Below are 24,437 nucleotides of genomic sequence, written 5' to 3'. Positions count from 1 at the left end.
TCAGTCCGATAACGGGCGGTCGGATACCGAGGCGCGCTGAATAATCTCATGCGGAATGTAGATCACGTCGTTGGTGTACTGATCGGGGTTGCGGATCATCTGAATGAGCCGCTCGGTCGCCTGTTCAGCAATGCAGGCCAGCGGTTGCCGCACAGTGGTTAGAGCCGGCCAGATCTTCACCGCAATCGGCGTGTCGTCAAACCCGACGATCGAAATATCCTCCGGGACGTCCAGCCCGCAGCGATGCATGACGTTGACGAAGGCTGCCGCGATGTCATCGCTGCCCGCCAGAATGGCAGTGGGCCGCTCGTCCATCTTGCAGACCATGTCCGCAAGGGCGAGGCCGGCCTCGTAGATCGGACGGGCTTCCCAAACGAACCGCTCTTCCAGCACCGCCCCGCGCTCGGCGAGTGCTCGCTGAACGCCAGCCAGTCGCGTCTGCCCCACCATGGACCCGGGCAGCTTCACGAAACCGATCCGGCGGTGACCTTTCTCCAACAGCAGGCGCGTGACTTCATATGCGGCCACTTCGTCGTCGATCCGTACGGCGGGAATGTCCGACAGGTTCGTTCCGGGCGCGAGACCGATCATCGGGATGCTGAGCTTCGTCGAAATGCCGCTGAAGCTGACCAATTCGCAAAGCGGAGGGGGGAGCAGAAGACCATCGATTCCGCTCACTGCGAAGGCCGCCACCTCATCGAGAGCTTTGGTCTCATCATAACTGCGGATGATGAGCTGAAACCCAAAGCGCACGGATGCCTTCAACGCGCCGACCAGCATCGCGCCCAAAATGGCATTTTCCACGTCGCGGTAAAGCAGGCCAATCCGGATGGACCCTGCGCTCGCCAACGCACGCGCAGCGACATTGGGGCGGTAGTTCAGCTTGTCCATCGCGTCGAGCACAGCTCGCCGTCTCTCAGGCAACACGCTCGGCTTGTTATTGAGGACGTTGGACACCGTCATTGTTGAGACGCCAGCAAGGCTGGCTACCTCCGCCATCGTCACGACGTTCTTGCTTCGGCGACGGGGGCGTTTGGTCATTGCAAATCCCTATGCGCATTGAGCACTGGTTGACAAGGGCGCACAAGCACGTATGATTTAGCGGTAAATCACGCGCTTGAATTGCGACGACATGATCGTCGGCAGGAGAAGGATCAGCTGCGATGATCGCTGCAAATCAAGGGCCAAGTTGGACGCAGTTCTTCTCTGCGCGTTTCCCATCTGTCCAACCGTCCTGGCCACTGCAGAAGCCAACTGTCGATACTGCGCCTCTCCGATCCGCGCTGACAGCCAAGCTCTGTTGGTCAGGAAACATTTAATGGGCAGGGGGCTCACGACGCGCCGACAGATCGTCGCTGGCATGGCTGCCCTTGCAACAGCGACGGGTGCGCAGTCGGCCGTGCGTGCCACGAAAGGCGATTTGCCGAACATCCTTTGGATCGTCAGTGAGGACAATAACCCGTTCATCGGCGCATATGGCGATCCCTTAGCCCATACGCCGGTTATCGACGGGCTGGCGAATGAGGGCATTCTGTATCGGAATGTCTATTCCAACGCGCCGGTCTGCGCGCCCTCGCGCTTCGGCATTCTGACGGGGGTATATCCCGAGAGCTGCGGCCCGGCGCATCACATGCGCGCCCGTGCTCATCTGCCGGGCTTTATCCGCACTTATCCGGAGCTGATGCGCGAGGCAGGCTATTTCTGCTCCAACAACGCGAAGACCGATTATAATTGCGACGTCAAATCCGATGCGATCTGGAGCGCGCAAGGTCCGCAAGCGCACTGGCGTGGCCGCCCGGAGGGGACTCGATTCATGTCGGTCTTCAACCTGATGACCACGCACGAATCCATCCTGTTCAATCCGGTGGCTGGCCGCGTGAGCCCGTCAGACATAAAAGTTCCTGCCCACTTGCCAGACACGGCGGAAATCCGGGAGGATTTTGCCAGCTACTATAATCTCATGGAGCAGATGGATGCGGAGGTCGGCGGTCTGCTCGACGCGCTGGAAGCAGATGGCCTCGCAGACGACACGATCGTTTTTTATTATTCCGACAATGGCGGCTCACTCCCGCGTTCCAAACGCTATTGCTATGATGAAGGATTGCGCTGCGCCATGGTGGTGCGGGTGCCACCCAAATTTGCGCATCTGGCGCCGCATCGCCCTGGAAGCGCGGTCGAAGCACCGGTCAGTTTCATTGACCTTGCGCCGACCGTGCTGTCCCTGGCCGGCAAGCGTGCCCCTGCGACGATGCAGGGAGAGGCATTTCTCGGAGCACGTCGTGTCCCTTCCAAGCGCTTCGCCTTCGGGATGCGGAACCGGATGGACGAGCGCTACGACTTTGTCCGCACGGTGACGGATGGCCGCTATCGATACATCCGCAACTATGCGCCGCACCGGCCCTGTGGTCAGCATCAGGCTTTCGCCTGGCTCGCCAAGGGCTATCAGTCCTATGAGCGGGCGTATCTGGCGGGCCAGTGCGATAGCAACCAGCGGAGGTTTTTCGAGCCTCGCCCCGTGGAAGAATTTTACGATCTAAGGAGCGACCCCGATCAGGTCGACAATCTGGCGGTCCGTGCCGAGTTCAAGAACCGTCTGAACAGCATGAGCCGCGCCCTCGATGCCCATATGCTCGCCATCCAAGACAATGGCTTCATCCCGGAAGGCATGGCCGCCGAGGGGTATGAAGCCAGCCGTGTGCCCGGCGCCTATTCCCTCAAGGACATCATGGCGCTGGCCGCGGATGCGGCGCGTGGAGACCCGGCGAACGTTGATCGCTTTGCCGAGCTCCTGTCCCATCCAGATGCGGTGATGCGCTACTGGGCCGCCAACGGTCTTCTCATCATGGGATCAGCGGCTAGGCCGGCGGCAGGGCGGCTTCAGACCGTCATGGCGGCTGATCCGAGTCCCCAAGTGCGCATCGCAGCGGCGGAGGCAGCGACGCATCTCGGTCTTGGAGAAGCGGGCGTCCGGGCGCTCGCAGGTCTTCTGGATGCGAGCCAATCCGAGCCGGTGCGGCTTCAGGCTATCAATGGGCTGACTTATTGCGCGCCAGATCTGGCCAAGCAGGTGCTCCCACAAATTTCCGCCGCAAGAAGCGATCCTTACCTGTTTGTTCGGAGCTGTGCCCTCTACCTCGAGGCCAAGCTCACGGATCGCTACCAACCGTCCATGCCGATCTTCGAACTCGATCGGCTCGGCAAACAATCCAACATCGAAGGCTGATCATGAAAACCCTGGTTAAAATGCTGGCCGCTGCCAGCCTCTTCGGGATCGTAGGCTGCACCAATGCTCCGGTCGCACCGGTGAGCAAGGTGCAAGCGCAGCAGGCACAGAAGAAGCCAAACGTGATCGTCATTCTGGTGGACGACCTCCCTTGGACGGACGTTTCGATCAACAAGGCAGGCACCATCAACACGCCCAATATCGATAGCATTGGCGAGCAGGGGGTGACCTTTTCCGCGGGCTATGTTGCTGCTTCCGTTTGTGCCGTATCACGCGCGGCGCTTTTGACCGGGCGAACCCCGGCGCGCTACGGCTTCATGTACAACATCAATGATCGCGGCAATCTGGATGCGGGGGCAGGTCTGCCCACCGACGTGCCCACGATCGCTGAGCGCCTGAAGCCATTGGGCTACCGAACTGCTGTTTTCGGCAAATGGCATCAAGGCGCAGAACCGAAATTCTATCCGACCCGTCGCGGCTTCGATGAGTTCTTCGGCTTCCTGGCCGGTGAAACAATCTATGCCGAGCCAGACACGCCCGGGCTGGTCACGACACCGACCAAGGCCGATCGCTACGAACCCGCCAAGCGGGAAGGCGGGGGCCGCCTGTTCGAGGGGCCGGACATGCAGATTGTGGAGCAGCCGAACCAGTATCTGACGGAAACGATTACCGATCGCACCGTCGACTTCATCCGGCGCAGTGCCGCGTCGGGCGAGCCCTTCTTCGGTTACGTCGCCTATAACGCCCCGCATTGGCCGCTGCAGGTGCCGAAGGTCTATTATGACAATCGCTCCGAGATAACCGACCCTGTGCGCCGCACCTATGTGGCGATGATCGATGCGCTCGACATCGGCGTCGGGCAAATCCTCAAGGCGTTGAGCGACGCTGGCGTGCGCGACGACACGATCGTAATCTTCCTCTCAGACAATGGCTGCCCCGTGCAGTTTGGCTACTGTCCGGAATATCACCCGTGGGGCGCCGGAAAATTCACCTATCTTGAAGGCGGAACCCGTGTCCCCTTCCTCATGTCATGGCCTAATGGCCTCAAGCAGCGAGGGAGAGTCGACGCGCCCGTCAGCTCGATTGACATCCTGCCCACCATTCTCAAGGCGGCGGCGCCCAAGCAGGCGGTCCCGCAAGAGCTTGAGGGGCTCGATCTCGTTGCCACCGTTGCGCACCCTGCGGGGGCCGAGCGGACCTTGATGTGGAGCCAGCGGCCGGTGCGGGCCATCCGGGAAGGGCGGTTCAAGCTCTGGCATTCCGACGACTGGGCGCAGACACGCCTGTACGACCTCGACGCTGACCCTTGGGAAGTGAATGACCTGTCTTCCGCCATGCCGGATCGCGTCCGTGCGATGAAGGACAAGGTCGATCGCTTCGATGCCTCCTTGCCGGAAGCCATGTGGCCGCTCAAATCCACTCGCGAGATGATCATCGGCGGGCGGAAGACAGAATTCGTATATTAAGGAAGACATCGTGATCAGCTTCTCAAAACGCCAGCTGCTGATGGCCGGCATCGCATCGGGCGCCCTGATGGCCATGCCCGGCCTGGCTCAGGACCGCGATTATGTGAAGCGCGACAAGCGCAAGCGCACGAACCTGCTCCTCATCACGGCCGACGACATCGACTGGACAGCGCTCGGCTTCATGAACGGGCGGCGCGATCTGACACCGAATCTGGACCGTCTGGCGAGCCAGAGCCATGTCTTCGAACAGGTCCGAACCGTCGCGCCGATCTGCATGCCGTCCCGCCAGGCGTTCATGAGCGGGCTGCTGCCGCATCGCAACGGCGGCAACGGCTTCTTCCCCATGCATGAAGGCACCCTGACGCTCTGCTCCCTGCTGGCGTCAGAGGGCTATTATTGCGCGGCGAGCCACAAGATCGGGCATATGCAGCCTGCGACCTCCTTCCCATGGCACATGAAGCAGGAAGGAAAGGACCGGCACCCGATGGTCCATGCCGACCTGACCCGGCTCGCGATCACCCAGGCGCAGGCTCAGTACAAACCGTTCTTCATCAACTGCAATATCAACGACCCGCATCGGCCGTTCTATGGCAGCCGGGATGCCGAGGAACTGGATCACGGGCAAGAGGGGCCATATCGGATCCCCAATCCGCTCGGTCCCGATGACGTCACCGTACCGGCCAATCTCGAGGACCTTCCCGAAATACGGCAAGAGATCGCGCAATATTGGAACTCTGCCCAGCGGCTCGACATTGCCGTCGGCAATATCCTCAAAGCGCTGGAGGAAAGCGGCGCGGCTGATGACACGATCGTCCTGTTCGTCTCCGATCACGGCATGCCGTTCCCCTTCGCCAAGGCGACCTGCTATGATCACGGGATCAGAACGCCGGTCGTTCTGCGCTGGCCGGGCATGACGGCACCGCGCCGCTTCGACAATCTCGCGAGCAATCTCGACATTCTGCCGACGCTGCTGGAGCTTCTCGGCATCGATCGGCCCGTCAACCTTGACGGCCATAGCTGGGTGCCGCTGATGAAAGGGGCAGGTGCCGTCCAGCAGCCGTTCGTCATGTCCTACGTGGATTATGTTTCCAGTGGCTGGCTCTATCCATCGCGGACCCTGCAAGACCAGCGATACGCATTGCACTTCACAGCGTGGGCAGACGGTAAGACCAAGCTCAAGCTGGAAAGCATGTGGGGCCTGACCTATCCCGCCATGGCCAAGGCGGCGCAGACCGATGCCAGAATTGCGCAACGCGTCGACCAATATATCCATGGTCACTTGCTTGCGCTCTACGACATGCAGGCCGATCCGGGACAGCGCGTCAATCTCATCGACGATGAAGCCCACCGACCGATCGCGGAGCGGATGAAACGCCTCATGCTGCAGCAGATGGAGCGCACGCTCGATCCCCAGCTCGAGAATTATCGCCGCGCGTTGCGAGGTGAAGTGCCGGTTCTACTTCAAAACCCTCAGCGATATCGGATTGCAGGCGACTGATTGGCTGGCGTTTTGCGAACTTGGGTATGCCGCGATTCAGAGGCGCGCATGTTCGCGTTCATTGCCAACCCTAGCAGCGCAAAACGGTTCCTAAAATTGCATTTCGTTCAGCACGCTGGCGAGGACCAGACTTGAGGAGCGTAACGCCACACCGCTCTGCGCTAAGCAAATGACCGGTTCTGGAGTAAGCTGCCGTTCCAAACCCGATCGCCGAACGACGCATTCTGGTCGAGAGCAGCCATCGCGCTTGCCGCCACAACGTCCGCTTTGCCTTCATCCACACCTACAAGCAGACATTCCGGAACGTCCCCAAAAGCCGCCTTGACACTCTGCTCTCAAGACAGATGCGCTGCCGAGCTGAACGAACGGCGGCTCTTCGTCCGACGTGACCAAAAGCAGCTGCTGGGACTGTCCTACGATCTTGCCTCATTCCGAGCGCCATGAACTGACGTCCGCTTGGCCGGATCTGCCATCCGTCGCCCGTTCCGTGATGACAGATATGCATACCAAATCAGGCGCAATTCTTAATCGATTTAAGTAGGCCGAGTTTGAGGGCTCCCGCTGAATCTCGGAGGGGCAAGGTCGCCCGGTAATCGCTGTATTGATCCCTAGATGGACTTTATGGAAAGTCTTGCGCGAGCATCTTATTCGTTTCGAGACGATGATTCCCGTCGCAGCCCGCCGCATTCAAACCGCTGCCCTCGGGACTTATTCGCGCTTCTGGTCGGAAGTTGCACGCGAAGAAAGACTTAGCGGGGCAGCATGGCCGTTGCGGGGCGGGATCTTGGCAAGGTTGCCCTAGGAGCTAAGCAGTTCCCATCCCCGGCAGTCAGAGCGCTAGAATGCCTATGTTCATGTGCGCGAACGAACAGTTCTTGATTTTCCTTGCTCCAACCGCGCTGGTATCCGTGGTGAAGATTCTGCAATGATCACAACATCAGCTCAGAAATATACCCATTGGTGAGGTTGGCATGTCTCGAACTATGTTTCTGGTGGGTGTGGTAATCGCGACGATGCCAGGGCTGGCGATGGCGCAAACGCAGCGCTTTACCGCATATCAATCAAATCTGATCGCAACCAACACCTATCAAGCCGAGGCCACAGCGCGGGAATTCAAGAAATATGCAGACGATGAGATTCGCCGCCTTTACGCTGCGGCTGAAGCGGGGCGTGGGCAGATCCGATCCCTCAAGGCCCGGCTGTCGGCCTCGGAAAGTAGGGTTAGTGTATCCTTCGCGGCCCTTGATCGTGCCGAAGCGCAAGCTGCCAGCGCACAGGAGCAGTTCACCGCTGAGCTTGCGCGGCGCAGCGCTGACTATGCCCGCGAGCGACGCGCGCTAATCGAAGCCGGCCAACCTCTGCTCAACTCGGAAACGGGACAGCGCATCCTTGAACTTCTAAACCAGGATGATCGCACCTCTTGGGAGCGTGCCAAAGCGATGGCGAGTGATCTTCTAAAAGCGCAAGATGTCATCCTTTCAGACGAGCGCCGCTTCTTCGCTTTGCAGTTCTTGGACAGGCGGGACAAAGGGCAGGAAACGAGCGAAACGGTAATTCAGAAGTTCCTCGATGTCGTTAAAGTCGACGGATCCGATCCGACGGACTGGATCCGGCTGACCAACCTCTATGTGACTGTCGGCGATATGCCTTCAGCGATTAAAGCCGCGAAGCAAGCCCTCAACGTCTCGAAAGGCGATAAGCAACGATCCCTCGCCCTCATCGGGATTGGCGACCTCGAGAGAGTTAGAGGCGACTACCAAGCTGCATTCATTAACTACGAAGCGGCCTACGAGGTTTCCAAAAAGTATCTTGATGATGCATCGGCTGACCCGGAATTCGTCCTGAACTTCGCCCCACTCATGAGCAAATTTGGCTATGCCCTTCTGCAAGTGGGAAACACGAAGAAGGCAAAGCTCGCGTTCGAAGAGGCGCTGGAAATGTGGACGGAATTGTCCAAAGACAATCCGGACAATTCTGCCATCCAGCTTACATTGGCGGCAAACTACGCCGATCTTGGCTTGGTCGCAGAGGCGGAAGGCCGGCATGACATCGCCTTGCAATATTTCATACAAAGCCAGGATATTACCTCCCTAGGTCTTCAGAAAGATCCGCATTCGTCGGTCTGGCGAGCTGATCAAGCGGCAATCCTCGGCAACCTCGGCGATGCAAATCTAGGCCTCGGCCGCCTGGAAGCCGCCCGAACTAACTATGTGGAGAGTGTGAAGATTACCGAAGATCTCGCAAGGGCCGATCCGGCTTCAGTTTCACATCAGGAGCATCTCATTCTCGGATTTGACAGGCTTGATGACGTTATGAGCAAGATGGGGCACATGCGAGAGGCAAAGAGCTTTCGCGAGAAGCGCAGTGCCATTTTAGAGGCCCTTGACCGGGCAGGCAAACTCTCATTTTCCTCCCAGCGTGACATCATCTTAAAGATGTTCCGGAAGGGATATGACGCCTATTATGCCGGCGCGATCGATGACGCTAAAAGGCTTTATTCTGATGCAGTGCAAGCCAGCGAATGGCTGGCCAAAAACTATGGGGAATATCCTCAGGTCAGCTATGATCTGGGACTGGCCCACCAAGTTCTCGGCCAGATTGCCTTCGAGGAAGACGGCGATCTCGACCTAGCCGATCTGCGCTTTCGCCGATCGTACGCCATTCTCTCAAAAGCTGTGACGATGGCTGAACATTCCTCGGAAACTGAGCGTGCACTTGCTGAAACAGCGCAGAAACAGGGCGCGCTCGAAATCGAGCGAAAAAATCTGACTGTCGCTTCCGAAAAACTGAACGAGGCGCTCGTTATCCAGAAGCGTCTTGTGAGTGACAATCCGGATTGGCGAGATCTCGCTTATGATCTGGGCAACACGCTCTGGTCGCTTGCGAAGATACCTAAGTCCGGTGTGCGGTGGAAGGATGTCGTCCGACATCTCGAAGCGATGGACGCCCGCCACCTGCTCGCCGACGATGAGCGATCCCATTTGGAGGATGCGCGAAGGCGCGCGAGCGAGGATGCGCGGCAATGAGCCAAGCGATTATTCTCTCGTTATCTCGAGACGATGTGGTAGCGCAACCGATCGCTGATGCGATGATCGAGCATCGCCTTGATATTTGGTGGGAGCAGGTCGAGCCGTCCGAGCCTTCCAGCTTTGAAGGCATCCTCGAGCGGGTAGACCGCGCGCGCGCCGTTGTTTTGATCTGGAGCGGCAGCGCCTGTGATCCAGCCGCGACGCTTTATCAAGACCTAGCAGCGCATGCTGTCGCGCAGCTCAAGGCTATCCATGTTATTGTCGAGGATGGGTGCAAACCACCGCTAAACGGCGCGGGGACCATCTATCGCTTGTCTGGCTGGCGAACTAGGCCTGGGTCGATTCGCCGCTTCTTTGGCGGAGCCCTCTATCTTCGCGACGTTGTCACGGCCGCCCAATACAAGATCGCGGGGCGTGATCCGCCGCCGCCGAATGCGCCGCGCAACATGCTCCTGCGGCAAATGGCCTTCATCGCTCCCGCAATGTTCGCTGTGATTGCCCTCATTCCGACATTGATCGGCCTTTGGGTCGATCTTGGCTTGAGCGCAGGGCCATCGCAAGAAGAGGAGGCATTGTGGGCGCGCGCCGGCAACTCTTGTCCGGCGCTGCGTACCTTAATACAGCGCTTCCCTGACGGGTATTATGCCGACCAGGCGCCCACGTTGATGCGGACGATGCCGGATGGCTCAAGACGGCCGGTCAAGTTCGATGGCGTGCAGGGGAATATGTGATCGACAGGAAATTCAAGGTCGTAGATGCCCCGCACGCCCGCGCTCAGCTATTGCGCCAATCAGAGGCTTTAGCGCATAATCGCTCCATCGGAACTTGGGAGGTTCCAAATGAAGCTCAGCGTATTGCTGCGCTTAAGCTGTTTAAAAAAATGAAGATAACCAACATCAAGGTAAGGGTGGTCAAGCCATGATTGTTGAACAAATCGCCAGAATGGTCGCAGATTTTTTTCTGTTCTTGAATATGACTGATGAGGAATTGTTAGATCTTGATGTGTCTGTCCTCATGATGGAGGATATGGCAGCGAGGCTTCAAGATCTGGACAAAGCTTTTCTTCGAGAGCTGGTCGATGCATTTCCTGTGATCGCCTCAGAATATAGCGGCGAGGCCCACAAATTGGTGCTCGACATACCCTATAGCTTCTACCTTGAGGAAACGCTTGCCGCCGGCGATCCAGTGAGGCTGGCCGAACTGGAAGCGCTCCGCGACGCGAGGGATTAACGTCCGATTTTAGGGTGGGTTGTCTCACGGACCTTTCCAAGCTGCCCTATGACGCACGATCAATAGAAACTTCTCGGTGATTTGAGTGCCCATCTTTGTCGTCTGTGGCACCATTTTTCCCCAACGGCGGGTCTTGTGCGGTCGTCTCGGTCTGGCGGCTACTTCAACTTCCTTGCCTTTTTAGCGCTCGCCCTCGCCGAAGTGCTACACCGCTCCCCAACCCGCTTGCTAAGCGTCTGTCCGGCTGGCAGGTTCGGCGGCACTCTATTCGACTGGGTGTTGGGGGAACGCGACGGACATGAGCCTGCATCAATCGCCTGCGCGCTATTCGCTTGCCGCGATTATTCTGCACTGGTCGCTTGCCGCTTTGCTGCTCTTTCAGGTGTCGCTGGGATGGCGCCTGGAGGATCTGACCGGCCTGCCGCAGTTCGCGGCCTATCAGCTTCACAAGACGATCGGCATCAGCATCCTGCTGCTCAGCGTGGCGCGTCTGGTGATCCGGCTGCTGGTGCCGCGGCCCCGCCCGCTCAACACGAGCCTGCTGCTTGCCGCCCTCGCCGGCGGTGTCCACGCCCTGTTCTATGTGGTGATGATCCTCGGACCGCTCACGGGCTGGATCATCGTCTCGACCTCGGCGATCAAGGTGCCGACATTGCTGTTCGGCGTCATTCCATGGCCGCATCTGCCTGTGAGCGCTGCCCTGCACGACCCGGCGGAAGCCGTGCACAGCCTGCTTGGCTGGCTCCTGGCTGGGCTGGTGATCCTGCATGTCGCGGGAGCACTGCGGCACCACTTTTTGCGCAAGGATATTCTTGGCCGCATGGTGCCTAGCGCCTTGGGCAGACGAGGCGCGCTCAATATGGTGGCGGGTCTCGCGATCGCGGGCGCGCTGACGGCCTTTGCACTGGCCTGGGTGCTGCCGTTCGGCGGCAAGGCCTCGGCGCAAGCGGATGCCGATCTTTCGGCATCAAACGTGGCGGCCGCGGATAATGCGGGTGACCCTGCTGTCAACGCCAGCAACGCAGCCGAAGACGCGGTGGCGGTCAATCAGGCAGCGGCGCCTGCCGATGAGCCCGCCAAGGCGGAGGCGCAGAAGGCCGTCGCCTGGACGGTGCAGCGCGGCGGCACGCTCAATTTCCACACGGCCTATTCCGGCTCCGACATTGAAGGCGGCTTTTCACGCTGGGATGCCGACATTTTGTTCAGCCCGGATGATCTGCCCGGCTCGCGCATCGCCGTGACGGTCGATCTGGCGTCGGTCGACAGTGCCGACAGCCAGCGCGACGACATGCTACGCGGTGACGAGTTCTTCGGCGTGGCGGCGCATCCGCGCGCGACGTTCCGGGCAACGCGCATCACGCATCGCGACGGCAATCGTTACCGCGCGACGGGCACGCTCTCGCTCAACGGGCAGCAAAAGCCGGTAACGCTCGATTTTACGCTGGATATCGACGGAACGGTTGCGCGCGCCCGCGGCACCACGCGCATCGACCGCACGGCCTTCGGCGTTGGAACCGGAGAATGGTCCGACACCAGCACGATTCCGGATGCCGTGACGATCAGCTTCAATTTTCAGGCAAAGCGGGCGGAATAAGCGGGAGCAGGGCGCGCTCGGGTCGCGCTTGGCCCTTACTTCTTCTTGCCGAAGTCTACCGTCACCACGTTGGAGCCGTCTTCGGCCTGTGCAACCGGCGTATCGTTCTCCGCCATCTCCATGGTTTCGACGGCCTCGCCGCTCTCCATCACCTGGAATTCCAGCGAGAAGTTGACGGCCGGGTCCACGAAGAAGCGCAGCGCCGCGAACGGGATCACCAGATGCGCGGGCACCTGGTTGAAGGTGAGGCCGACCTCGAAGCTGGTATCGGTAACCTTGAGATCCCAGAATTTGTGCTGCAGCACGATAGTCATCTCGTCCGGGAAGCGCTCCGCCAGCCAGGTGGGGATACTCACCCCCGGCGCCTGCGTCTTGAACGTGATGTAGAAATGATGATTGCCCGGCAGGACGCCCGTCAGCGCAATATCCTGCAAAACGCGCCCCGGAATCGCACGCAGCGCCTCCTGCACGATTTCGTCATAGGGAATCAGGCTGTCTGCTGGCTCTTCCGTCATGGCCACAGTCCTAGCGCGGGGGGCTCGCCGGTCAAGCACAGAGCGTTACAGCCGTTAACGGTCGAGAAGCGCATTGCATGGTCCGCCGCGCGCGTTATAGGCCGCAACCATGCGTAGCGCGGAGATCAGGCGGAAAACCGGCGAGACCGATATCGAGGTGAGCGTCAATCTCGATGGGTCCGGCACTTATTCCATTTCGACCGGCATCGGGTTTCTCGACCATATGCTGGAGCAGCTCTCGCGCCATTCGCTGATCGATCTGAGCGTGAAGGCGGTCGGCGATCTGCATATCGACCAGCACCACACCACCGAAGATACCGGCATCGCGGTCGGCGAGGCGATCGCCAAGGCGCTCGGGGACAAGCGCGGGATCGCCCGTTATGGCGAGGCGCACGCGCCGATGGACGAGACGCTGACCCGCGCCGCGCTCGACATTTCCGGTCGTCCCTGGCTGGTCTGGAAGGTGGAGATCCCCATGCATCGGCTGGGTGAGTGGGACACCGAGCTGATCGAGCACTGGTTCCAGAGCTTCGCGCAGTCGGCGGGGATCACCCTGCATGTCGAGAACCTTTATGGCAGCAACAATCACCACATCGTGGAGAGCTGCTTCAAGGCGCTGGCCCGCGCGCTGCGACAGGCGGTGGAGATCGATCCGCGCAAGAGCGATGCGATCCCCTCCACCAAGGGCACGCTGGGCGGCTGACAGTCCATGACCATCGCGCTCATCGATTATGGCGCGGGGAACCTCCACTCCGTGCACAATGCGCTCCGGGCCGCCGGGGCGCATGGCGTCGTCATTACCGCCGATGCCGAGGTGGTGCGCCGGGCCGACCGCATCGTGCTGCCGGGTGTGGGCGCTTTCCGCGCCTGCATCGAGCCGTTGCGCGCGCTGCCGGGCATGATCGAGGCGATGCACGAGGCGGTGTTCGAGGTCGGGCGGCCGTTCCTCGGCATTTGCGTGGGCATGCAGTTGCTGGCCGATGCCGGCGAGGAGTTCGGGCGGCATGAAGGGCTGGGCTGGATTCCGGGCACGGTGCGGCGCATCGAGCGCGACAATCCGGCGATCAAGATCCCGCATATGGGCTGGAACGATGTTGTCGGCGCGCGCGCCCATCCGCTGGTCGAGCCGGGTGAGGCCTATTTCCTGCACAGCTATCATTTCGAGGCGGCGGAGGCGGCGCATGTCGTTGCCACCACCGACCATGGCGGACCGCTGGTGGCGGCGGTCGGCAAGGACAATATTTTGGGCGTTCAGTTCCATCCGGAAAAGAGCCAGGCCTATGGCCTTGCGACCCTCGCCCGCTTTCTGGAGTGGGCCCCATGAGTGAAATTCCGCCGTTCATCGTTTTTCCCGCCATCGATCTCAAGGGCGGGCAGGTCGTCCGCTTGGCCGAGGGCGATATGGATCGGGCGACCGTCTATGGCGACGATCCCGCCGCGCAGGCCTTGATCTGGGCCGAGCAAGGCTCGGATTTCCTGCATGTGGTGGATCTGGACGGCAGCTTTGCCGGCCATGCCGTCAATGGCGCAGCGATTGCGTCCATCGTCCAGGCCTTCCCCGGCCATGTCCAGCTTGGCGGTGGCATTCGCGATCCGCAGGCGGTGCAGGGCTGGTTCGCGCTCGGCGTGTCGCGTGTCGTCATCGGCACGGCGGCGCTCAAGAACCCGCAGTTCGTCAAGGATATGGCGGCGGAGTATCCCGGCGGCATCGTCGTCGCCGTGGATGCGCGCGACGGCATGATCGCGACCGACGGCTGGGCCGAGAAATCTGACATGCCGGTGGTCGATCTCGCCCGCCGCTTCGAGGATGCCGGGGTTGCTTCGCTGCTGTTCACCGATGTGGGCCGCGATGGCCTGCTCAAGGGCGTGAACATCGATGCGACGGTCGAACTGGCGCGCGCCGTGGACATTCCCGTGATCGCCAGTGGCGGCGTGGCGGATATCTCGGACATTCGGGTGCTCAGCCTCCATGCTGGCGATGGCATCGAGGGCGTGGTGACCGGCCGGGCGCTTTACGACGGTCGTCTCGATCTGCGCGCGGCCATTGCGGTGGCGAATGCCGGATGATGATCGCGCTTCCACACCCCGTTCGTGTCGAGCGAAGTCGAGACACGCCCAGCACTGTCCTCGCGTGTCTCGACTTCGCTCGACACGAACGGGTGTAGGGGCGTAAATCCATGACCGTCCGCACCCGCATCATTCCCTGTCTCGATGTCGCCAATGGCCGCGTGGTCAAGGGCGTGAACTTCGTCGACCTGCGCGATGCCGGCGATCCGGTCGAGCAGGCGAAGGTCTATGATGCGGCGGGCGCGGACGAATTATGCTTCCTCGACATCACCGCCAGCCATGAGGATCGCGGCACGCTGCTCGATATCGTCGCGCGCACGGCGGAAGTCTGCTTCATGCCGCTCACCGTCGGCGGTGGCGTGCGCAGCGCGGAGGATGCGCGGGCGCTCCTGCTCGCCGGCGCGGACAAGGTCGCCGTGAACAGCGCCGCCGTGTCGCGCCCCGAAGTGGTGAGCGAGATCGCGGATCGGTTCGGCAGCCAGTGCATCGTGGCCTCCGTCGATGCCCGGCGGGTCGGTGAGGGCCGCTGGGAAATCTTCACCCATGGCGGCCGTCGCGCCACCGGCATCGACGCGCTTGCTCACGCGGCGCGGCTTGCGGAGCTTGGCGCGGGCGAATTGCTCGTCACCTCCATGGATGGCGATGGTACGAAGCAGGGCTATGACCTTGCGCTGACCCGCGCCATTGCCGATGCGGTCACCGTGCCGGTCATCGCCAGCGGTGGCGTCGGCACGCTCGATCATCTGGTCGAGGGCGTGACGCAGGGCCATGCCAGCGCGGTGCTCGCGGCCTCCATCTTCCATTTCGGCCAGCACAGCGTGCGTGAGGCGCGGGCGGCATTGGCCGCTGCGGGCATTCCCGTCCGTCACCCCTGAGCGCGGCGTCAGCCGGAAAAGCCATTGACGCCCGGCGGCGCAGCGGCAAGGACAAGCGCCATGGACAGCCTCTTTCGCCTCGAACAGACCATCCTCGCCCGGCGCGAGGCCGATCCCGACAGTTCCTACGTCGCCCGCCTGCGCGCCAAGGGACTGGGCAAGATGACGCAGAAATTCGGCGAGGAAGCGGTCGAGACGGTGATCGCCGCGCTGAGTGAGGACAAGGGGGCCCTGACCGGCGAAGCGGCCGACCTCTTGTTCCACCTGCTCGTCTTGCTGGCCGAGCGTGGCGTCACGCTCGCCGACGTCTGCGCCGAGCTGGACCGGCGCGAGGGCGTTTCCGGGCTGGATGAGAAGGCCAACCGTCCGAAATGACCGTCTTTCCGGAGTGAGCCATGGCGATCGACCCGACCCTTCCCTATGACGAGAGCAATATCTTCGCGAAGATCCTGCGCGGAGACATCCCCTGCAACAAGGTGTTCGAGGACGATCATGTCCTCGCCTTTCACGACATCGCCCCGCAGGCGCCGACGCACATTCTCGTGATTCCCAAGGGCGCCTATGTGAGCTGGGATGATTTCTCGGCCCGCGCGAGCGAGGGCGAGATCGCGGCATTCGTGCGCGCAGTCGGCACGATTGCGCGGGAGGCGGGGCTGGTGGAGCCGGGCTATCGCCTGCTCGCCAATGTCGGCGCGCATGGCGGGCAGGAAGTGCCGCATCTGCACGTTCATCTGTTCGGCGGACGCGCGCTGGGGCCGATGCTGGCGCGCTGAGCGCGGTTTGCCTCTTCCCCTGTCGCAAGCCCCTTGCGCGTCGCCGATAAGCCTATAGGCTTATCGGTCAGTTCAGGGGGAGCGGCTGCGGCCGCGCTGTATAGAGAGACGCGCATGATCTTTGGCCGCATCAAGCCACTCGACGCCATTCTCGCCACTGCCGAAAAGAAATCACTGCACCGATCGCTCGGGGCCTTCCAGCTGACCATGCTGGGTGTGGGCGCCGTGATCGGCACCGGCATTTTCGTGCTGACGGCGGAAGCGGCGCAGAAGGCGGGGCCGGGCATGATGCTCTCCTTCGTCATCGCCGGCTTCGTCTGCGCCGTGGCGGCGCTCTGTTATTCGGAAATGGCCTCGATGGTCCCGGTTTCGGGATCGGCCTATACCTATAGCTATGCGGTGATGGGCGAGCTGATCGCCTGGATGGTCGGCTGGGCCTTGATCCTCGAATATGCCGTGGCGGCGGGGGCCGTCTCGGTCGGCTGGTCCGGCTATGTCGTCGGCCTGCTCGAGCATGCGCTGGGCATCGACATTCCCAACATGCTGGTGCGCGGGCCGTTCGATGGCGGTCTGGTCAATCTGCCCGCCATGGGCATCGCCCTGCTGGTCACCTGGCTGCTCGTCATCGGCACGCGTGAGAGCGCGATGGTCAATGCCGTGCTCGTGGTGATCAAGGTCGCGGCGCTCACTCTGTTCATCGTGCTGGCGCTGCCGGTGATGAACATGGAGCAGTTCTCGCCCTTCGCGCCTTTGGGCTTCGGCGGCATCGGCGCGGCGGCGGCGTCGATCTTCTTTGCTTATGTGGGCTTCGATGCCGTCTCCACGGCGGCGGAGGAAACCAAGAATCCCCAGCGCAACATGCCGATCGGCCTCATTGGCTCGCTCACCATCTGCACGATTTTCTACCTGTTGGTTGCTGCCGGGGTTGTCGGCACGGTGGGCTCGCAGCCTTTGATGGGCCCGGCCGGGGAAGCGCTGGCGCCGGGCAGCAAGGCGCTGGCCGATCAGTGCGCGGCCATCGGCGATCAGGCAGTGGTCTGCTCGAAAGAAGCGCTGGCCTGGACGATGCGGGAGATCGGCTGGCCGCAGATCGGCAACCTCATCGGTTTGGCTGCTGGTCTTGCCCTGCCGTCGGTCATCCTCATGATGATGTTCGGCCAGACGCGCATCTTCTTCGTCATGAGCCGGGACGGGCTGCTGCCGGCGGTGTTCTCCAAGGTCCACCCCAAGTTCCACACGCCGCATGTCATCACGATCATCACCGGCGTTTTCGTGGCCCTGTTCGCGGCCTTCTTCCCGGTCGGCATTCTCGCCGACATTTCCAATTCCGGCACGCTGTTTGCCTTTGCCGCCGTCTCCATCGCCGTGCTCGTGCTGAGGCGGACGGACCCGACGCGCAAGCGGCCGTTCCGTACACCGGCCATCGCCATCACCGCGCCGGTCGCGATCCTCGGCTGCATCTATCTCTTCTTTAAGCTCGGTATCGAGACGAAGCTGATGTTCGTGGCCTGGGCTGTAGTCGGCCTCATCGTCTATTTCGCCTATAGCCGCTCGCGCAGCCATGTGGGGCGCGGTACCGTCGAGGTGCATGAGGCCGATCCCGACGCGCCGCCGCAGCCCGTGCCGCCCATCGACTGACGGTGCCGGCCAGCCGGGCCGCATCGATCATCTCAGGATTTGTTGCGCAGCCCCAGATCGTGCGCGAGAACATCCAGATTGGCGCCGGGGTGGATGATCAGCCATCGGTCCGGCTTGCTGGTGTCGACCACGGTCACCGCGCGCTTTGGGCAGATATCGAGGCAGCCGACCTCGAGAATGCCGGCACCGGCCTTGCGACCCTTGCCGAGCTGCAGATGCTTGCGCAGGGCCTTGCCGAGGGTCTTGTTCCCCTCCGGCCCGAATCCGCCGCCCTTGATCTTCTTTTCGCATTTGCGACAGACCAGCACCGCGTTGGACCAGCGACTGCTAACCTGACGGGCGCTCATGGCGCGGGCTTCCAGCTCTTGCGCTCCTCGGCCACGCGCAGCACGTCATAAGCGGCCTGGATGGCCTGAAAGCGCGTGGCGGCGTCGGCGTCCCCAGGGCGCACATCGGGGTGGCACTCCTTGGCAAGTGCGCGCCAGCTCCGCTTCACCGCCTCGAAATCGGCATCGCTCTCCAGCCCCAGCACATCGAGCGCGCGCATCTCGTCGCGCGAGCGGGTGCCATCGCCGGGGCCGGCCCATTGATTATGGGCGCTGGTCCGATAGCCGGAGGCGTCGCGCTGCTCATTGTGCATGCGCTCGTTGCGCTCTTCCTCGTCCAGCCCTGCGAAATAATCCCAGCCCTTGTTATACTCTGCGGCATGAGCCTGGCAGAAATACCAGCGGTCCGGGCTGTTGGGCGATTTGGGCGCGGGGCAGTTGCCGGGCTGGTCGCAGCCATGCCGGTCGCACAGCCGAACGGCCTGCGCTTCCCGCGCGGAGCCATAGCTGCGCCAGCGGGGAAAGCCCCAGTCATTGTTCCGTCCGCTTCTGGCCATCCGATCTCACTTAGTGCGGGTTCGTGGTGAAATCCACCGTAGCGCGGTGAAAATGCGGCCATCGCGACGGTCGCGCTATTGCCCTGCAGGCGATCAGCAAAATGCCAGGCGGTCTGTAAGCCGGGTTCTGTCCACCGCCGCCGTATCCCATAAGGGACGCGCATGCGGATGGGCGACCATTCCTCTAGGGCCATGCTCTCGCAGGGCCTCAAGCAACCAACCCGGGCGATCTCGGCCGAAACAAGCCTAGCAGGCCCGAAGACCTGCGCGCCGCCCCTATTCGGTCTTGCTCCCGGTGGGGTTTACCGTGCCGTCCGCCGTTGCCGGGGACGCGGTGCGCTCTTACCGCACCCTTTCACTGTTCACGCGGCCGAAGCCCAAGCCCGAAGGCGAACGTGACCTGCTCTCTGTTGCACTGTCCCTAACTCCCGCGAGGAGAGCCGCCGGACGTTATCCGGCACCGTTGTTTCGTGGAGCCCGGACTTTCCTCGCCGGACGCAAGCGCCCGCCGCGGCCGCCCGACCGCCTGGCGAACGGGGCTATAGCGGCGCGGGAGAGGGGAGTCACGTACGCGGCGATTCTTTCCAATTTCCCCGGTCCTCGCTCCCTCACTGCAGCGGCCAGGTCCAGATGATGAGCGGGGTGCCGATCAGCACCACCAGCAGCGAGAGCGGCGCGCCCAGGCGGGCATAGTCGCCGAAGCGGTAGCCGCCGGGGCCAAGGACCAGCGTATTGCACTGATGGCCGATGGGCGTGAGGAAGTCGCAGCCCGCGCCCACGGCGGTGGCGATGAGGAAGGCTTCTGGCCGGTAGCCCAAGTCATGCGCGAAGACGCCGGCGATGGGGGCCATCACCAGCACCGTCGCGGCATTGTTGAGGAACGGCGTCACGGCCATGGCTGCGACCAGAATCAGTGCGACGGCGCCCCAGGGGGGAAGGGCAGCGGCGACATGAGCGAGATTGGTGGCGATGACATCAGACGCGCCGGTGCTGCGGATGCTGTCGCTGACCGGGATGAGCGCGGCGAGCATGATGAGGATGGGCCACTCGACCGCATCATAGGCTTCCCGCACCGGCAACGCGCCGCTGATGACGGTGAGCGCGGCCGCGGCGAAGAAGGCGATGGCTACCGGCACATAACCGCTCGCCGTGGCCGTCATGGCGACGGCGAGGATCAGCAGCGGCAGCCAGCCGCGGTGTGACTTGCCCAGCTTGACGCCCCGCTCCGCCAGCGGCAGCGCGCCCAGATCGCGCAGCCGCGCCGGCAGCAGCCCAAGCGGCCCCTGCAGCACGATGACATCGCCCGCGCGCAGATTGATCTCCCCCAGCTTGCGCCCGAGCATCTGCCCGGCGCGCGAGACGGCGATGAGGTTGACGCCATAGCGCTGCTGGAGGAGCAGCCGCTCTGCGCTCTGCCCGACCAGCGGGGACTCGGCCGTCACGACTGCCTCGGTGACGCCGATCTCGTCCCCTTCACTGCCCTCAGGCAGATCGCGCGTCTCGCCATCCAGCTCCAGCGCGTCGCGGGCGATGACCCGCTCCAGCGCATCCGGCTCGCCATAGAGAATCAGCACGTCGCCTTCCTGCAACCGCGCATTGCCCTGCGTCGAGAGCGGACGCCGGCCGCGCAGACGGCTGGTGATCTGCACCTCATGATCGTGGCGCTTGAGGAAGGCGGCGATCGTCTCACCGTCGGGCGGCGTGTCTTCGCGCACCGTCGCTTCGGTGACATAGCCGGAGATGTCCATGGCATCGCCCATGGTCGCCGCGCCGCGCCGATCGCGCGGGAGCAGCCGGTAGCCGAAGCGCAGGAACAGCAGGCCGACGATGAACAGGCCGAAGCCCGTCGGGAAATAATCGAACATGCCGAAGGGCTCGCCAGTCATCTCCGTGCGCACGCGGCTGACGATGATGTTCGGCGAGGTGCCGACCAGCGTCATCAGCCCGCCCAGCAGCGAGGCGAAGGCCATGGGCATGAGGAAGACCGAGGGACTGGCGTTGTTGCGCTTGGCCATCTGGAAGGCGGCGGGCATCAGCATGGCAAGCGCGCCGACATTCTTGACCAGCGCCGAGGCCGTGCCGACCGTGGCGGTAAGCAGCAGCAGTTGCGAGCGGACATGGCGCACACGGCCCGCGACGAATTTCAGCCCCACCTCGATCGCGCCGGAGCGCTGCACGGCGGCCGAAAGTACCAGCGCCGAGCCGACGATGATGACGATATCGTCCGAGAAGCCGGAGAAGGCGTCGGCCGGATCGACAATGCCGATCAGGACCGCGAAGAGCAGAACGATGACGGCCGTGACGTCATAGCGGAAGCGCCCCCAGAGGAAGAGCACCATCATGCCGGCAAGCGTGGCGATCGAGAGCCATTGCGGCCCGGTCATCGCGTTCTCCCCCCAAGCCCGTCGCGGCGCTGCGCGACCACCCTCGCTGTCATCATCCCCGCCAAACGCCCGAAATGGATTTCAGTGTGCGGGCACTGAAAAATATTCCGGTCCGTCTTGTCCGATCGCGCTCAGTCGTCGCCGCGGGGCCTTGGCAGCAGCAGCGCGAGCAGGATGGCGCGGCATTCCCCGTCGATCACGCCGTCGATCAATTCCGGCCGGAAACGGCGCTGGAACGCCGTCACCGCGGCTTCCGGCTCGGCGATATCATAGCCGAATCGCTCGAGCGCGAGCATGAAGGCGCCGTCGCTCCAGAGTGGGTCCATGAGATTGCGGGTCGGGCGCGGCAGGGCGAGGCGCAGCCGGGAGAGCTTGCTCCAGGGGAACAACTCGCCGGGGTCCTGCTTGCGTGCGGGCGCCACGTCGCTGTGGCCGACGACATTGCCGCGCGTGATGCGGCGGCGCTGCATGATGTCGTGGACGAGCGGGATCAGCGCATCGATCTGCGCCTGCGGGAAGGGCCGATAGCCCCATTCATGGCCAGGATTGACGATCTCGATGCCGATGCTCGCGGAATTGACGTCGGTGATGCCGCGCCACCAGGCTCGTCCGGCGTGCCAGGCGCGCTTGGTCTCGTCGACCATGCGGACCACCTTGCCCTCCTCCGTGACGACATAATGGGCGGAGACCTTGCTATCCGGATTGGCCATCCAGTTGATCGCGCTCTGGGCATCCGGCATTCCCGTATAGTGCAGGACGAGGATGGAAACCGGGAGCGTTCGGTCGTCAAAATTGGGTGACGGCGTCTCGATCATGCAGAACTGGGCCACTTTCCTTGCGCATGCCGGCATGTTGCCGGACGGTGCGGTCAGCCCTGTCCTAGCTCAATGGCGGGTGCGGAGGAAGCGCCGCCTGCAGGCAGCATCATGCGCGGTTGATCGGGCCGGGCTTCACGGGCCTGATACAGGCAGCTGAGGCCCCGGCAGGCCGAAAAGCCGGACTCGGCACAGGCCATTTCGCCCGCCCCGAGCGCGAGATAGCCGCCGGGCCGAACCCGGCCCGACAGCGTTTTCCATGCCCGGCGGCGCCTCTCTTCGGAAAAGTAAAAGAGCACGTTGCGGCACAGGATGAGATCGAACGGGCCTGCGCCATGAGCGGGGTCGAGCAGATTGTCCTGCTGGAACACGATCATCTGCTGAAGCTCGCCGGCAATCTGCCATTCGTTGTCGACAGGATGGAACCAGCGCAGCAATTCGCTGATCGGCAGGCCGCGCTGCATGTCCATCTGCGAAAACCGCCCGCGCTTTGCCTTGGCGATCGCGAGGGCCGATACGTCCGTGGCGTGGATGCTAACCGTGCAATCGGCCAGCGCGGCCGAGCGGTGGACGATCATGGCCAGCGAATAGGCTTCCTGCCCGGTTGAGCACCCGCCGCACCAGATGCGCAGTCGCCGATCTGCGCGCGTCCGGGCGAGTGCGGGCAGGACGCTGTTTTCGATTGCGTGAAAGACACTGACATCCCGGAAGAACGAGCTTTCGTGATTGAGAAGGGCGTCGATCACTTCGGCCTGCAGGAGCCCGTGAGGCGCCCGATCAATCGCGTTCACGAGCTCTTCCAGAGTACGCAGCCCGTGTGTGCGGAGCAGCGGTCGCAGCGACGTTTCGATGCGCCAGCGCCGTGCTTCCGAGACCGTCTGCCCGGTCTCCCGGTGGAGCAATTCCGCGAGGCGACAGGCGGCGTTGGAAACTGGCTGCATGGTCATGCGCCTGTCTGCCATTGCTGCAGGATCAGCTCGGCGATCTGAGCGGGGGGCAGAATGGCGCTGGCGAGACCTCCCTTCACGACCGACCCGGGCATGCCCCATACCGCGCTCGACTGGTGGTCCTGCGCGATCACCCAGCCGTCCGCGCCGACGATGGCTTGCGCGCCGGCCAGTCCGTCGCGCCCCATGCCGGAGAGGATGACGCCGCAGGCGCCGCGCCCATAATGGCGTGCCAGGGCGGTGAACATGGGGTCAACCGCCGGGAAGCTCTCATGCAGGCAGCGCTGGGTGCTCAATCGCACCAGTATTTGCCCGCGCGCTCCTTTGCCGAGCGAAAGATGGGCAGTGCCGGGTGCCAGATGGATGGTACCCGGCTGCACCGGCATGGCCTGTTCCGCCAGAACCACGGGCAGATGCGTGCCGCGGCGGAGCTGTTCTGCCAGCAGCGGCTGGAAGCTGGCAGGCAGATGCTGGGTAATGAAGATGGGAAAGGCCGGATTGTCCTCAAGGCCCTTGATGACCGAGAGAATCGCGCTGATTCCGCCGGTCGATCCGCCGATGGCCACGGCGCGCACGAGCGTGCCGGGCGGCCGCAGGCGTGCGCTCGCCTCATCGAACCGCTCCGGGGTGCGGCTTCGTTCGGCCGCCGGCGCCAGATGGGCCAGGCGATCGAGCAGATGTTCCACGAATTGCGGGCTGAAATGGCCGGCGCTGGGCTTGGCCACGACATCACCGGCCCCCAAAGCCAACGCCTGCAAGGCGACCTCGCTGCCCTCGCTGCACGAGCCGCTGAGCAACACCACCTGCCGGCGCTGATCGGGGCCAAGCAAGTGGGGGAGCGCCTGCAGGCCGTCCAGCTCGGGCATGTCGATATCGAGAAGCACCAGGTCCACCGACCTTCTGGCCACGAAAGCCAGAGCCTGCTTTCCGCTGGCGACCGTCCCGACCACGTGGAAGCGCGGATCTTCGCCCAGCACCCGGCCAAGCACACGGCGGACGACCAGCGAATCATCGACGATCAGCACATCGATGGGCGAACCATCGGTTCCGGAGCTGGCATCGGACAGGAGGGCAGCGCACGCCATTCCCGGCGCTCCCGAGCCCCTAGAGAACCCCGACGATCTGGAGCTTGCTCTCCAGCGTGTCGCGATCGAAGGGCTTCATGACATATTCGTCGGCACCGGCATCGACGGCGGCGCGGATATGGTCCACGCCATTCTCGGTGGTGCAGAAGATCACCTTGGGCGGCTGGGCGAAATTGCGGCGGGAGAGTTCCTTGAGGAATTCCAGCCCGCTCATCACCGGCATGTTCCAGTCGAGCAGCACCACGTCCGGTACCTGCCCTTCGCACATGTCGAGCGCTTCACGTCCGTCCTGCGCTTCGTGAACGTCGAGATCGAGGGATTCGAGAATGTGGCGCGCCACCTTTCGGATCACCTTGGAGTCATCGACAATGAGGCAGTTCGGCATGAGTCGCGACCCCTGATACTTGCTTGGCTA

Annotated in this window: 24 protein-coding genes and 1 other RNA gene; 15 read left to right on the top strand and 10 right to left on the bottom strand. The window is 62.7% G+C overall.

Annotation, left to right across the window (positions count from 1 at the left end; all coding sequences use genetic code 11):
- Nucleotides 1-1,041, bottom strand: coding sequence for a LacI family DNA-binding transcriptional regulator (locus tag M2341_RS00200; RefSeq protein ID WP_264583780.1), 1,041 nt, complete (start codon nt 1,039-1,041; stop codon nt 1-3).
- Nucleotides 1,042-1,189: 148 nt separating this feature from the next.
- Between M2341_RS00200 and M2341_RS00195 the strand changes: the two genes are divergently transcribed.
- The 8 genes from M2341_RS00195 to M2341_RS00160 all read left to right on the top strand — a co-directional run bounded on the left by M2341_RS00195 (nt 1,190) and on the right by M2341_RS00160 (nt 12,040).
- The gene (locus tag M2341_RS00195) at nt 1,190-3,223 is read left to right on the top strand and encodes a sulfatase-like hydrolase/transferase (RefSeq protein WP_264583779.1); all 2,034 of its coding nucleotides are present in this window, start codon (nt 1,190-1,192) and stop codon (nt 3,221-3,223) included.
- Between the two features lie 2 nt (nt 3,224-3,225).
- Nucleotides 3,226-4,689 carry a sulfatase-like hydrolase/transferase gene (locus tag M2341_RS00190; protein WP_264583778.1) on the top strand — a complete coding sequence of 488 codons (1,464 nt, stop codon included), beginning with the start codon at nt 3,226-3,228 and terminating at the stop codon, nt 4,687-4,689.
- A gap of 10 nt (nt 4,690-4,699) precedes the next feature.
- Entirely contained in the window at nt 4,700-6,187 is a 1,488-nt protein-coding gene (locus M2341_RS00185) for a sulfatase (RefSeq protein WP_264583777.1), read from the top strand.
- A 971-nt stretch (nt 6,188-7,158) separates the two neighbouring features.
- Complete coding sequence (locus tag M2341_RS00180; RefSeq protein ID WP_264583776.1) at nt 7,159-9,213, top strand: hypothetical protein; 2,055 nt, start codon at nt 7,159-7,161, stop codon at nt 9,211-9,213.
- A complete protein-coding gene (locus M2341_RS00175; protein ID WP_264583775.1) occupies nt 9,210-9,947 on the top strand; it encodes a hypothetical protein in 738 nt (245 codons plus the stop codon). Before M2341_RS00180 ends, M2341_RS00175 begins: the two co-directional genes overlap by 4 nt.
- Complete coding sequence (locus M2341_RS00170) at nt 9,944-10,138, top strand: hypothetical protein (protein WP_264583774.1); 195 nt, start codon at nt 9,944-9,946, stop codon at nt 10,136-10,138. The genes M2341_RS00175 and M2341_RS00170 overlap by 4 nt, the downstream gene beginning before the upstream one ends.
- A complete protein-coding gene (locus M2341_RS00165) occupies nt 10,135-10,446 on the top strand; it encodes a hypothetical protein (protein WP_264583773.1) in 312 nt (103 codons plus the stop codon). Before M2341_RS00170 ends, M2341_RS00165 begins: the two co-directional genes overlap by 4 nt.
- A 298-nt stretch (nt 10,447-10,744) precedes the next feature.
- Nucleotides 10,745-12,040 (top strand): YceI family protein, encoded by a 1,296-nt coding sequence (locus M2341_RS00160; RefSeq protein WP_264583772.1) that lies wholly within the window; start codon nt 10,745-10,747, stop codon nt 12,038-12,040.
- 35 nt (nt 12,041-12,075) lie between these two features.
- Here M2341_RS00160 and M2341_RS00155 read toward each other — a convergent pair whose 3' ends face one another.
- Nucleotides 12,076-12,555, bottom strand: coding sequence for an SspB family protein (locus M2341_RS00155; RefSeq protein ID WP_181561177.1), 480 nt, complete (start codon nt 12,553-12,555; stop codon nt 12,076-12,078).
- A gap of 109 nt (nt 12,556-12,664) precedes the next feature.
- Here M2341_RS00155 and hisB point away from each other — a divergent pair, with 109 nt between their 5' ends.
- From hisB to M2341_RS00120, 7 genes are all read left to right on the top strand, one after another.
- A complete protein-coding gene (hisB, locus tag M2341_RS00150; protein ID WP_264583771.1) occupies nt 12,665-13,258 on the top strand; it encodes an imidazoleglycerol-phosphate dehydratase HisB in 594 nt (197 codons plus the stop codon).
- Nucleotides 13,259-13,264: 6 nt separating this feature from the next.
- A complete protein-coding gene (gene hisH, locus M2341_RS00145; protein ID WP_264583770.1) occupies nt 13,265-13,879 on the top strand; it encodes an imidazole glycerol phosphate synthase subunit HisH in 615 nt (204 codons plus the stop codon).
- Nucleotides 13,876-14,622 (top strand): 1-(5-phosphoribosyl)-5-[(5-phosphoribosylamino)methylideneamino]imidazole-4-carboxamide isomerase, encoded by a 747-nt coding sequence (gene hisA, locus M2341_RS00140; protein WP_264583769.1) that lies wholly within the window; start codon nt 13,876-13,878, stop codon nt 14,620-14,622. Before hisH ends, hisA begins: the two co-directional genes overlap by 4 nt.
- A gap of 110 nt (nt 14,623-14,732) precedes the next feature.
- Nucleotides 14,733-15,497, top strand: coding sequence for an imidazole glycerol phosphate synthase subunit HisF (gene hisF, locus M2341_RS00135; protein ID WP_264583768.1), 765 nt, complete (start codon nt 14,733-14,735; stop codon nt 15,495-15,497).
- Nucleotides 15,498-15,557: 60 nt separating this feature from the next.
- Nucleotides 15,558-15,872 carry a phosphoribosyl-ATP diphosphatase gene (locus tag M2341_RS00130; RefSeq protein WP_264583767.1) on the top strand — a complete coding sequence of 105 codons (315 nt, stop codon included), beginning with the start codon at nt 15,558-15,560 and terminating at the stop codon, nt 15,870-15,872.
- A gap of 20 nt (nt 15,873-15,892) precedes the next feature.
- A complete protein-coding gene (locus M2341_RS00125) occupies nt 15,893-16,270 on the top strand; it encodes a histidine triad nucleotide-binding protein (protein WP_264583766.1) in 378 nt (125 codons plus the stop codon).
- 114 nt (nt 16,271-16,384) lie between these two features.
- On the top strand, nt 16,385-17,908 hold the full coding sequence (locus M2341_RS00120) for an amino acid permease (protein WP_264583765.1): 1,524 nt from the start codon (nt 16,385-16,387) through the stop codon (nt 17,906-17,908).
- A 32-nt stretch (nt 17,909-17,940) separates the two neighbouring features.
- On the opposite strand, the gene M2341_RS00115 is transcribed toward M2341_RS00120, so the two are convergent.
- The 8 genes from M2341_RS00115 to M2341_RS00080 all read right to left on the bottom strand — a co-directional run bounded on the left by M2341_RS00115 (nt 17,941) and on the right by M2341_RS00080 (nt 24,407).
- Nucleotides 17,941-18,255 (bottom strand): (2Fe-2S) ferredoxin domain-containing protein, encoded by a 315-nt coding sequence (locus M2341_RS00115; protein ID WP_264571732.1) that lies wholly within the window; start codon nt 18,253-18,255, stop codon nt 17,941-17,943.
- Entirely contained in the window at nt 18,252-18,791 is a 540-nt protein-coding gene (locus M2341_RS00110) for a J domain-containing protein (protein ID WP_181561186.1), read from the bottom strand. The genes M2341_RS00115 and M2341_RS00110 overlap by 4 nt, the downstream gene beginning before the upstream one ends.
- 100 nt (nt 18,792-18,891) lie before the next feature.
- An RNA gene (gene rnpB, locus M2341_RS00105) (RNase P RNA component class A) lies at nt 18,892-19,321 on the bottom strand.
- Between the two features lie 78 nt (nt 19,322-19,399).
- A complete protein-coding gene (locus tag M2341_RS00100; protein WP_264577121.1) occupies nt 19,400-21,175 on the bottom strand; it encodes an SLC13 family permease in 1,776 nt (591 codons plus the stop codon).
- 131 nt (nt 21,176-21,306) lie between these two features.
- Entirely contained in the window at nt 21,307-21,990 is a 684-nt protein-coding gene (locus M2341_RS00095; protein WP_264585947.1) for an N-acetylmuramoyl-L-alanine amidase, read from the bottom strand.
- Nucleotides 21,991-22,043: 53 nt separating this feature from the next.
- Entirely contained in the window at nt 22,044-22,937 is an 894-nt protein-coding gene (locus M2341_RS00090) for a CheR family methyltransferase (RefSeq protein WP_264583764.1), read from the bottom strand.
- On the bottom strand, nt 22,934-24,022 hold the full coding sequence (locus tag M2341_RS00085; protein ID WP_264583763.1) for a chemotaxis protein CheB: 1,089 nt from the start codon (nt 24,020-24,022) through the stop codon (nt 22,934-22,936). The genes M2341_RS00090 and M2341_RS00085 overlap by 4 nt, the downstream gene beginning before the upstream one ends.
- A gap of 19 nt (nt 24,023-24,041) precedes the next feature.
- Complete coding sequence (locus tag M2341_RS00080) at nt 24,042-24,407, bottom strand: response regulator (RefSeq protein WP_264577124.1); 366 nt, start codon at nt 24,405-24,407, stop codon at nt 24,042-24,044.
- Nucleotides 24,408-24,437: the final 30 nt, after the last annotated feature.

The sequence above is a fragment of the Sphingobium sp. B7D2B genome, from assembly GCF_025961895.1.
Lineage (GTDB): Bacteria > Pseudomonadota > Alphaproteobacteria > Sphingomonadales > Sphingomonadaceae > Sphingobium.
This window is presented reverse-complemented; position numbering and strand designations above follow the sequence as displayed.

Excerpts from the sequence above, each read along its gene's own strand:
- M2341_RS00200 (WP_264583780.1), bottom strand. The coding sequence starts at position 1,041 with ATGACCAAACGCCCCCGTCGCCGAAGCAAGAACGTCGTGACGATGGCG.
- M2341_RS00190 (WP_264583778.1), top strand. The coding sequence starts at position 3,226 with ATGAAAACCCTGGTTAAAATGCTGGCCGCTGCCAGCCTCTTCGGGATC.
- M2341_RS00180 (WP_264583776.1), top strand. The coding sequence starts at position 7,159 with ATGTCTCGAACTATGTTTCTGGTGGGTGTGGTAATCGCGACGATGCCA.
- M2341_RS00175 (WP_264583775.1), top strand. The coding sequence starts at position 9,210 with ATGAGCCAAGCGATTATTCTCTCGTTATCTCGAGACGATGTGGTAGCG.
- M2341_RS00165 (WP_264583773.1), top strand. The coding sequence starts at position 10,135 with ATGATTGTTGAACAAATCGCCAGAATGGTCGCAGATTTTTTTCTGTTC.
- M2341_RS00160 (WP_264583772.1), top strand. The coding sequence starts at position 10,745 with ATGAGCCTGCATCAATCGCCTGCGCGCTATTCGCTTGCCGCGATTATT.
- M2341_RS00155 (WP_181561177.1), bottom strand. The coding sequence starts at position 12,555 with ATGACGGAAGAGCCAGCAGACAGCCTGATTCCCTATGACGAAATCGTG.
- hisB (WP_264583771.1), top strand. The coding sequence starts at position 12,665 with ATGCGTAGCGCGGAGATCAGGCGGAAAACCGGCGAGACCGATATCGAG.
- hisH (WP_264583770.1), top strand. The coding sequence starts at position 13,265 with ATGACCATCGCGCTCATCGATTATGGCGCGGGGAACCTCCACTCCGTG.
- hisA (WP_264583769.1), top strand. The coding sequence starts at position 13,876 with ATGAGTGAAATTCCGCCGTTCATCGTTTTTCCCGCCATCGATCTCAAG.
- hisF (WP_264583768.1), top strand. The coding sequence starts at position 14,733 with ATGACCGTCCGCACCCGCATCATTCCCTGTCTCGATGTCGCCAATGGC.
- M2341_RS00130 (WP_264583767.1), top strand. The coding sequence starts at position 15,558 with ATGGACAGCCTCTTTCGCCTCGAACAGACCATCCTCGCCCGGCGCGAG.
- M2341_RS00125 (WP_264583766.1), top strand. The coding sequence starts at position 15,893 with ATGGCGATCGACCCGACCCTTCCCTATGACGAGAGCAATATCTTCGCG.
- M2341_RS00120 (WP_264583765.1), top strand. The coding sequence starts at position 16,385 with ATGATCTTTGGCCGCATCAAGCCACTCGACGCCATTCTCGCCACTGCC.
- M2341_RS00115 (WP_264571732.1), bottom strand. The coding sequence starts at position 18,255 with ATGAGCGCCCGTCAGGTTAGCAGTCGCTGGTCCAACGCGGTGCTGGTC.
- M2341_RS00110 (WP_181561186.1), bottom strand. The coding sequence starts at position 18,791 with ATGGCCAGAAGCGGACGGAACAATGACTGGGGCTTTCCCCGCTGGCGC.
- M2341_RS00100 (WP_264577121.1), bottom strand. The coding sequence starts at position 21,175 with ATGACCGGGCCGCAATGGCTCTCGATCGCCACGCTTGCCGGCATGATG.
- M2341_RS00095 (WP_264585947.1), bottom strand. The coding sequence starts at position 21,990 with ATGATCGAGACGCCGTCACCCAATTTTGACGACCGAACGCTCCCGGTT.
- M2341_RS00090 (WP_264583764.1), bottom strand. The coding sequence starts at position 22,937 with ATGACCATGCAGCCAGTTTCCAACGCCGCCTGTCGCCTCGCGGAATTG.
- M2341_RS00085 (WP_264583763.1), bottom strand. The coding sequence starts at position 24,022 with ATGGCGTGCGCTGCCCTCCTGTCCGATGCCAGCTCCGGAACCGATGGT.
- M2341_RS00080 (WP_264577124.1), bottom strand. The coding sequence starts at position 24,407 with ATGCCGAACTGCCTCATTGTCGATGACTCCAAGGTGATCCGAAAGGTG.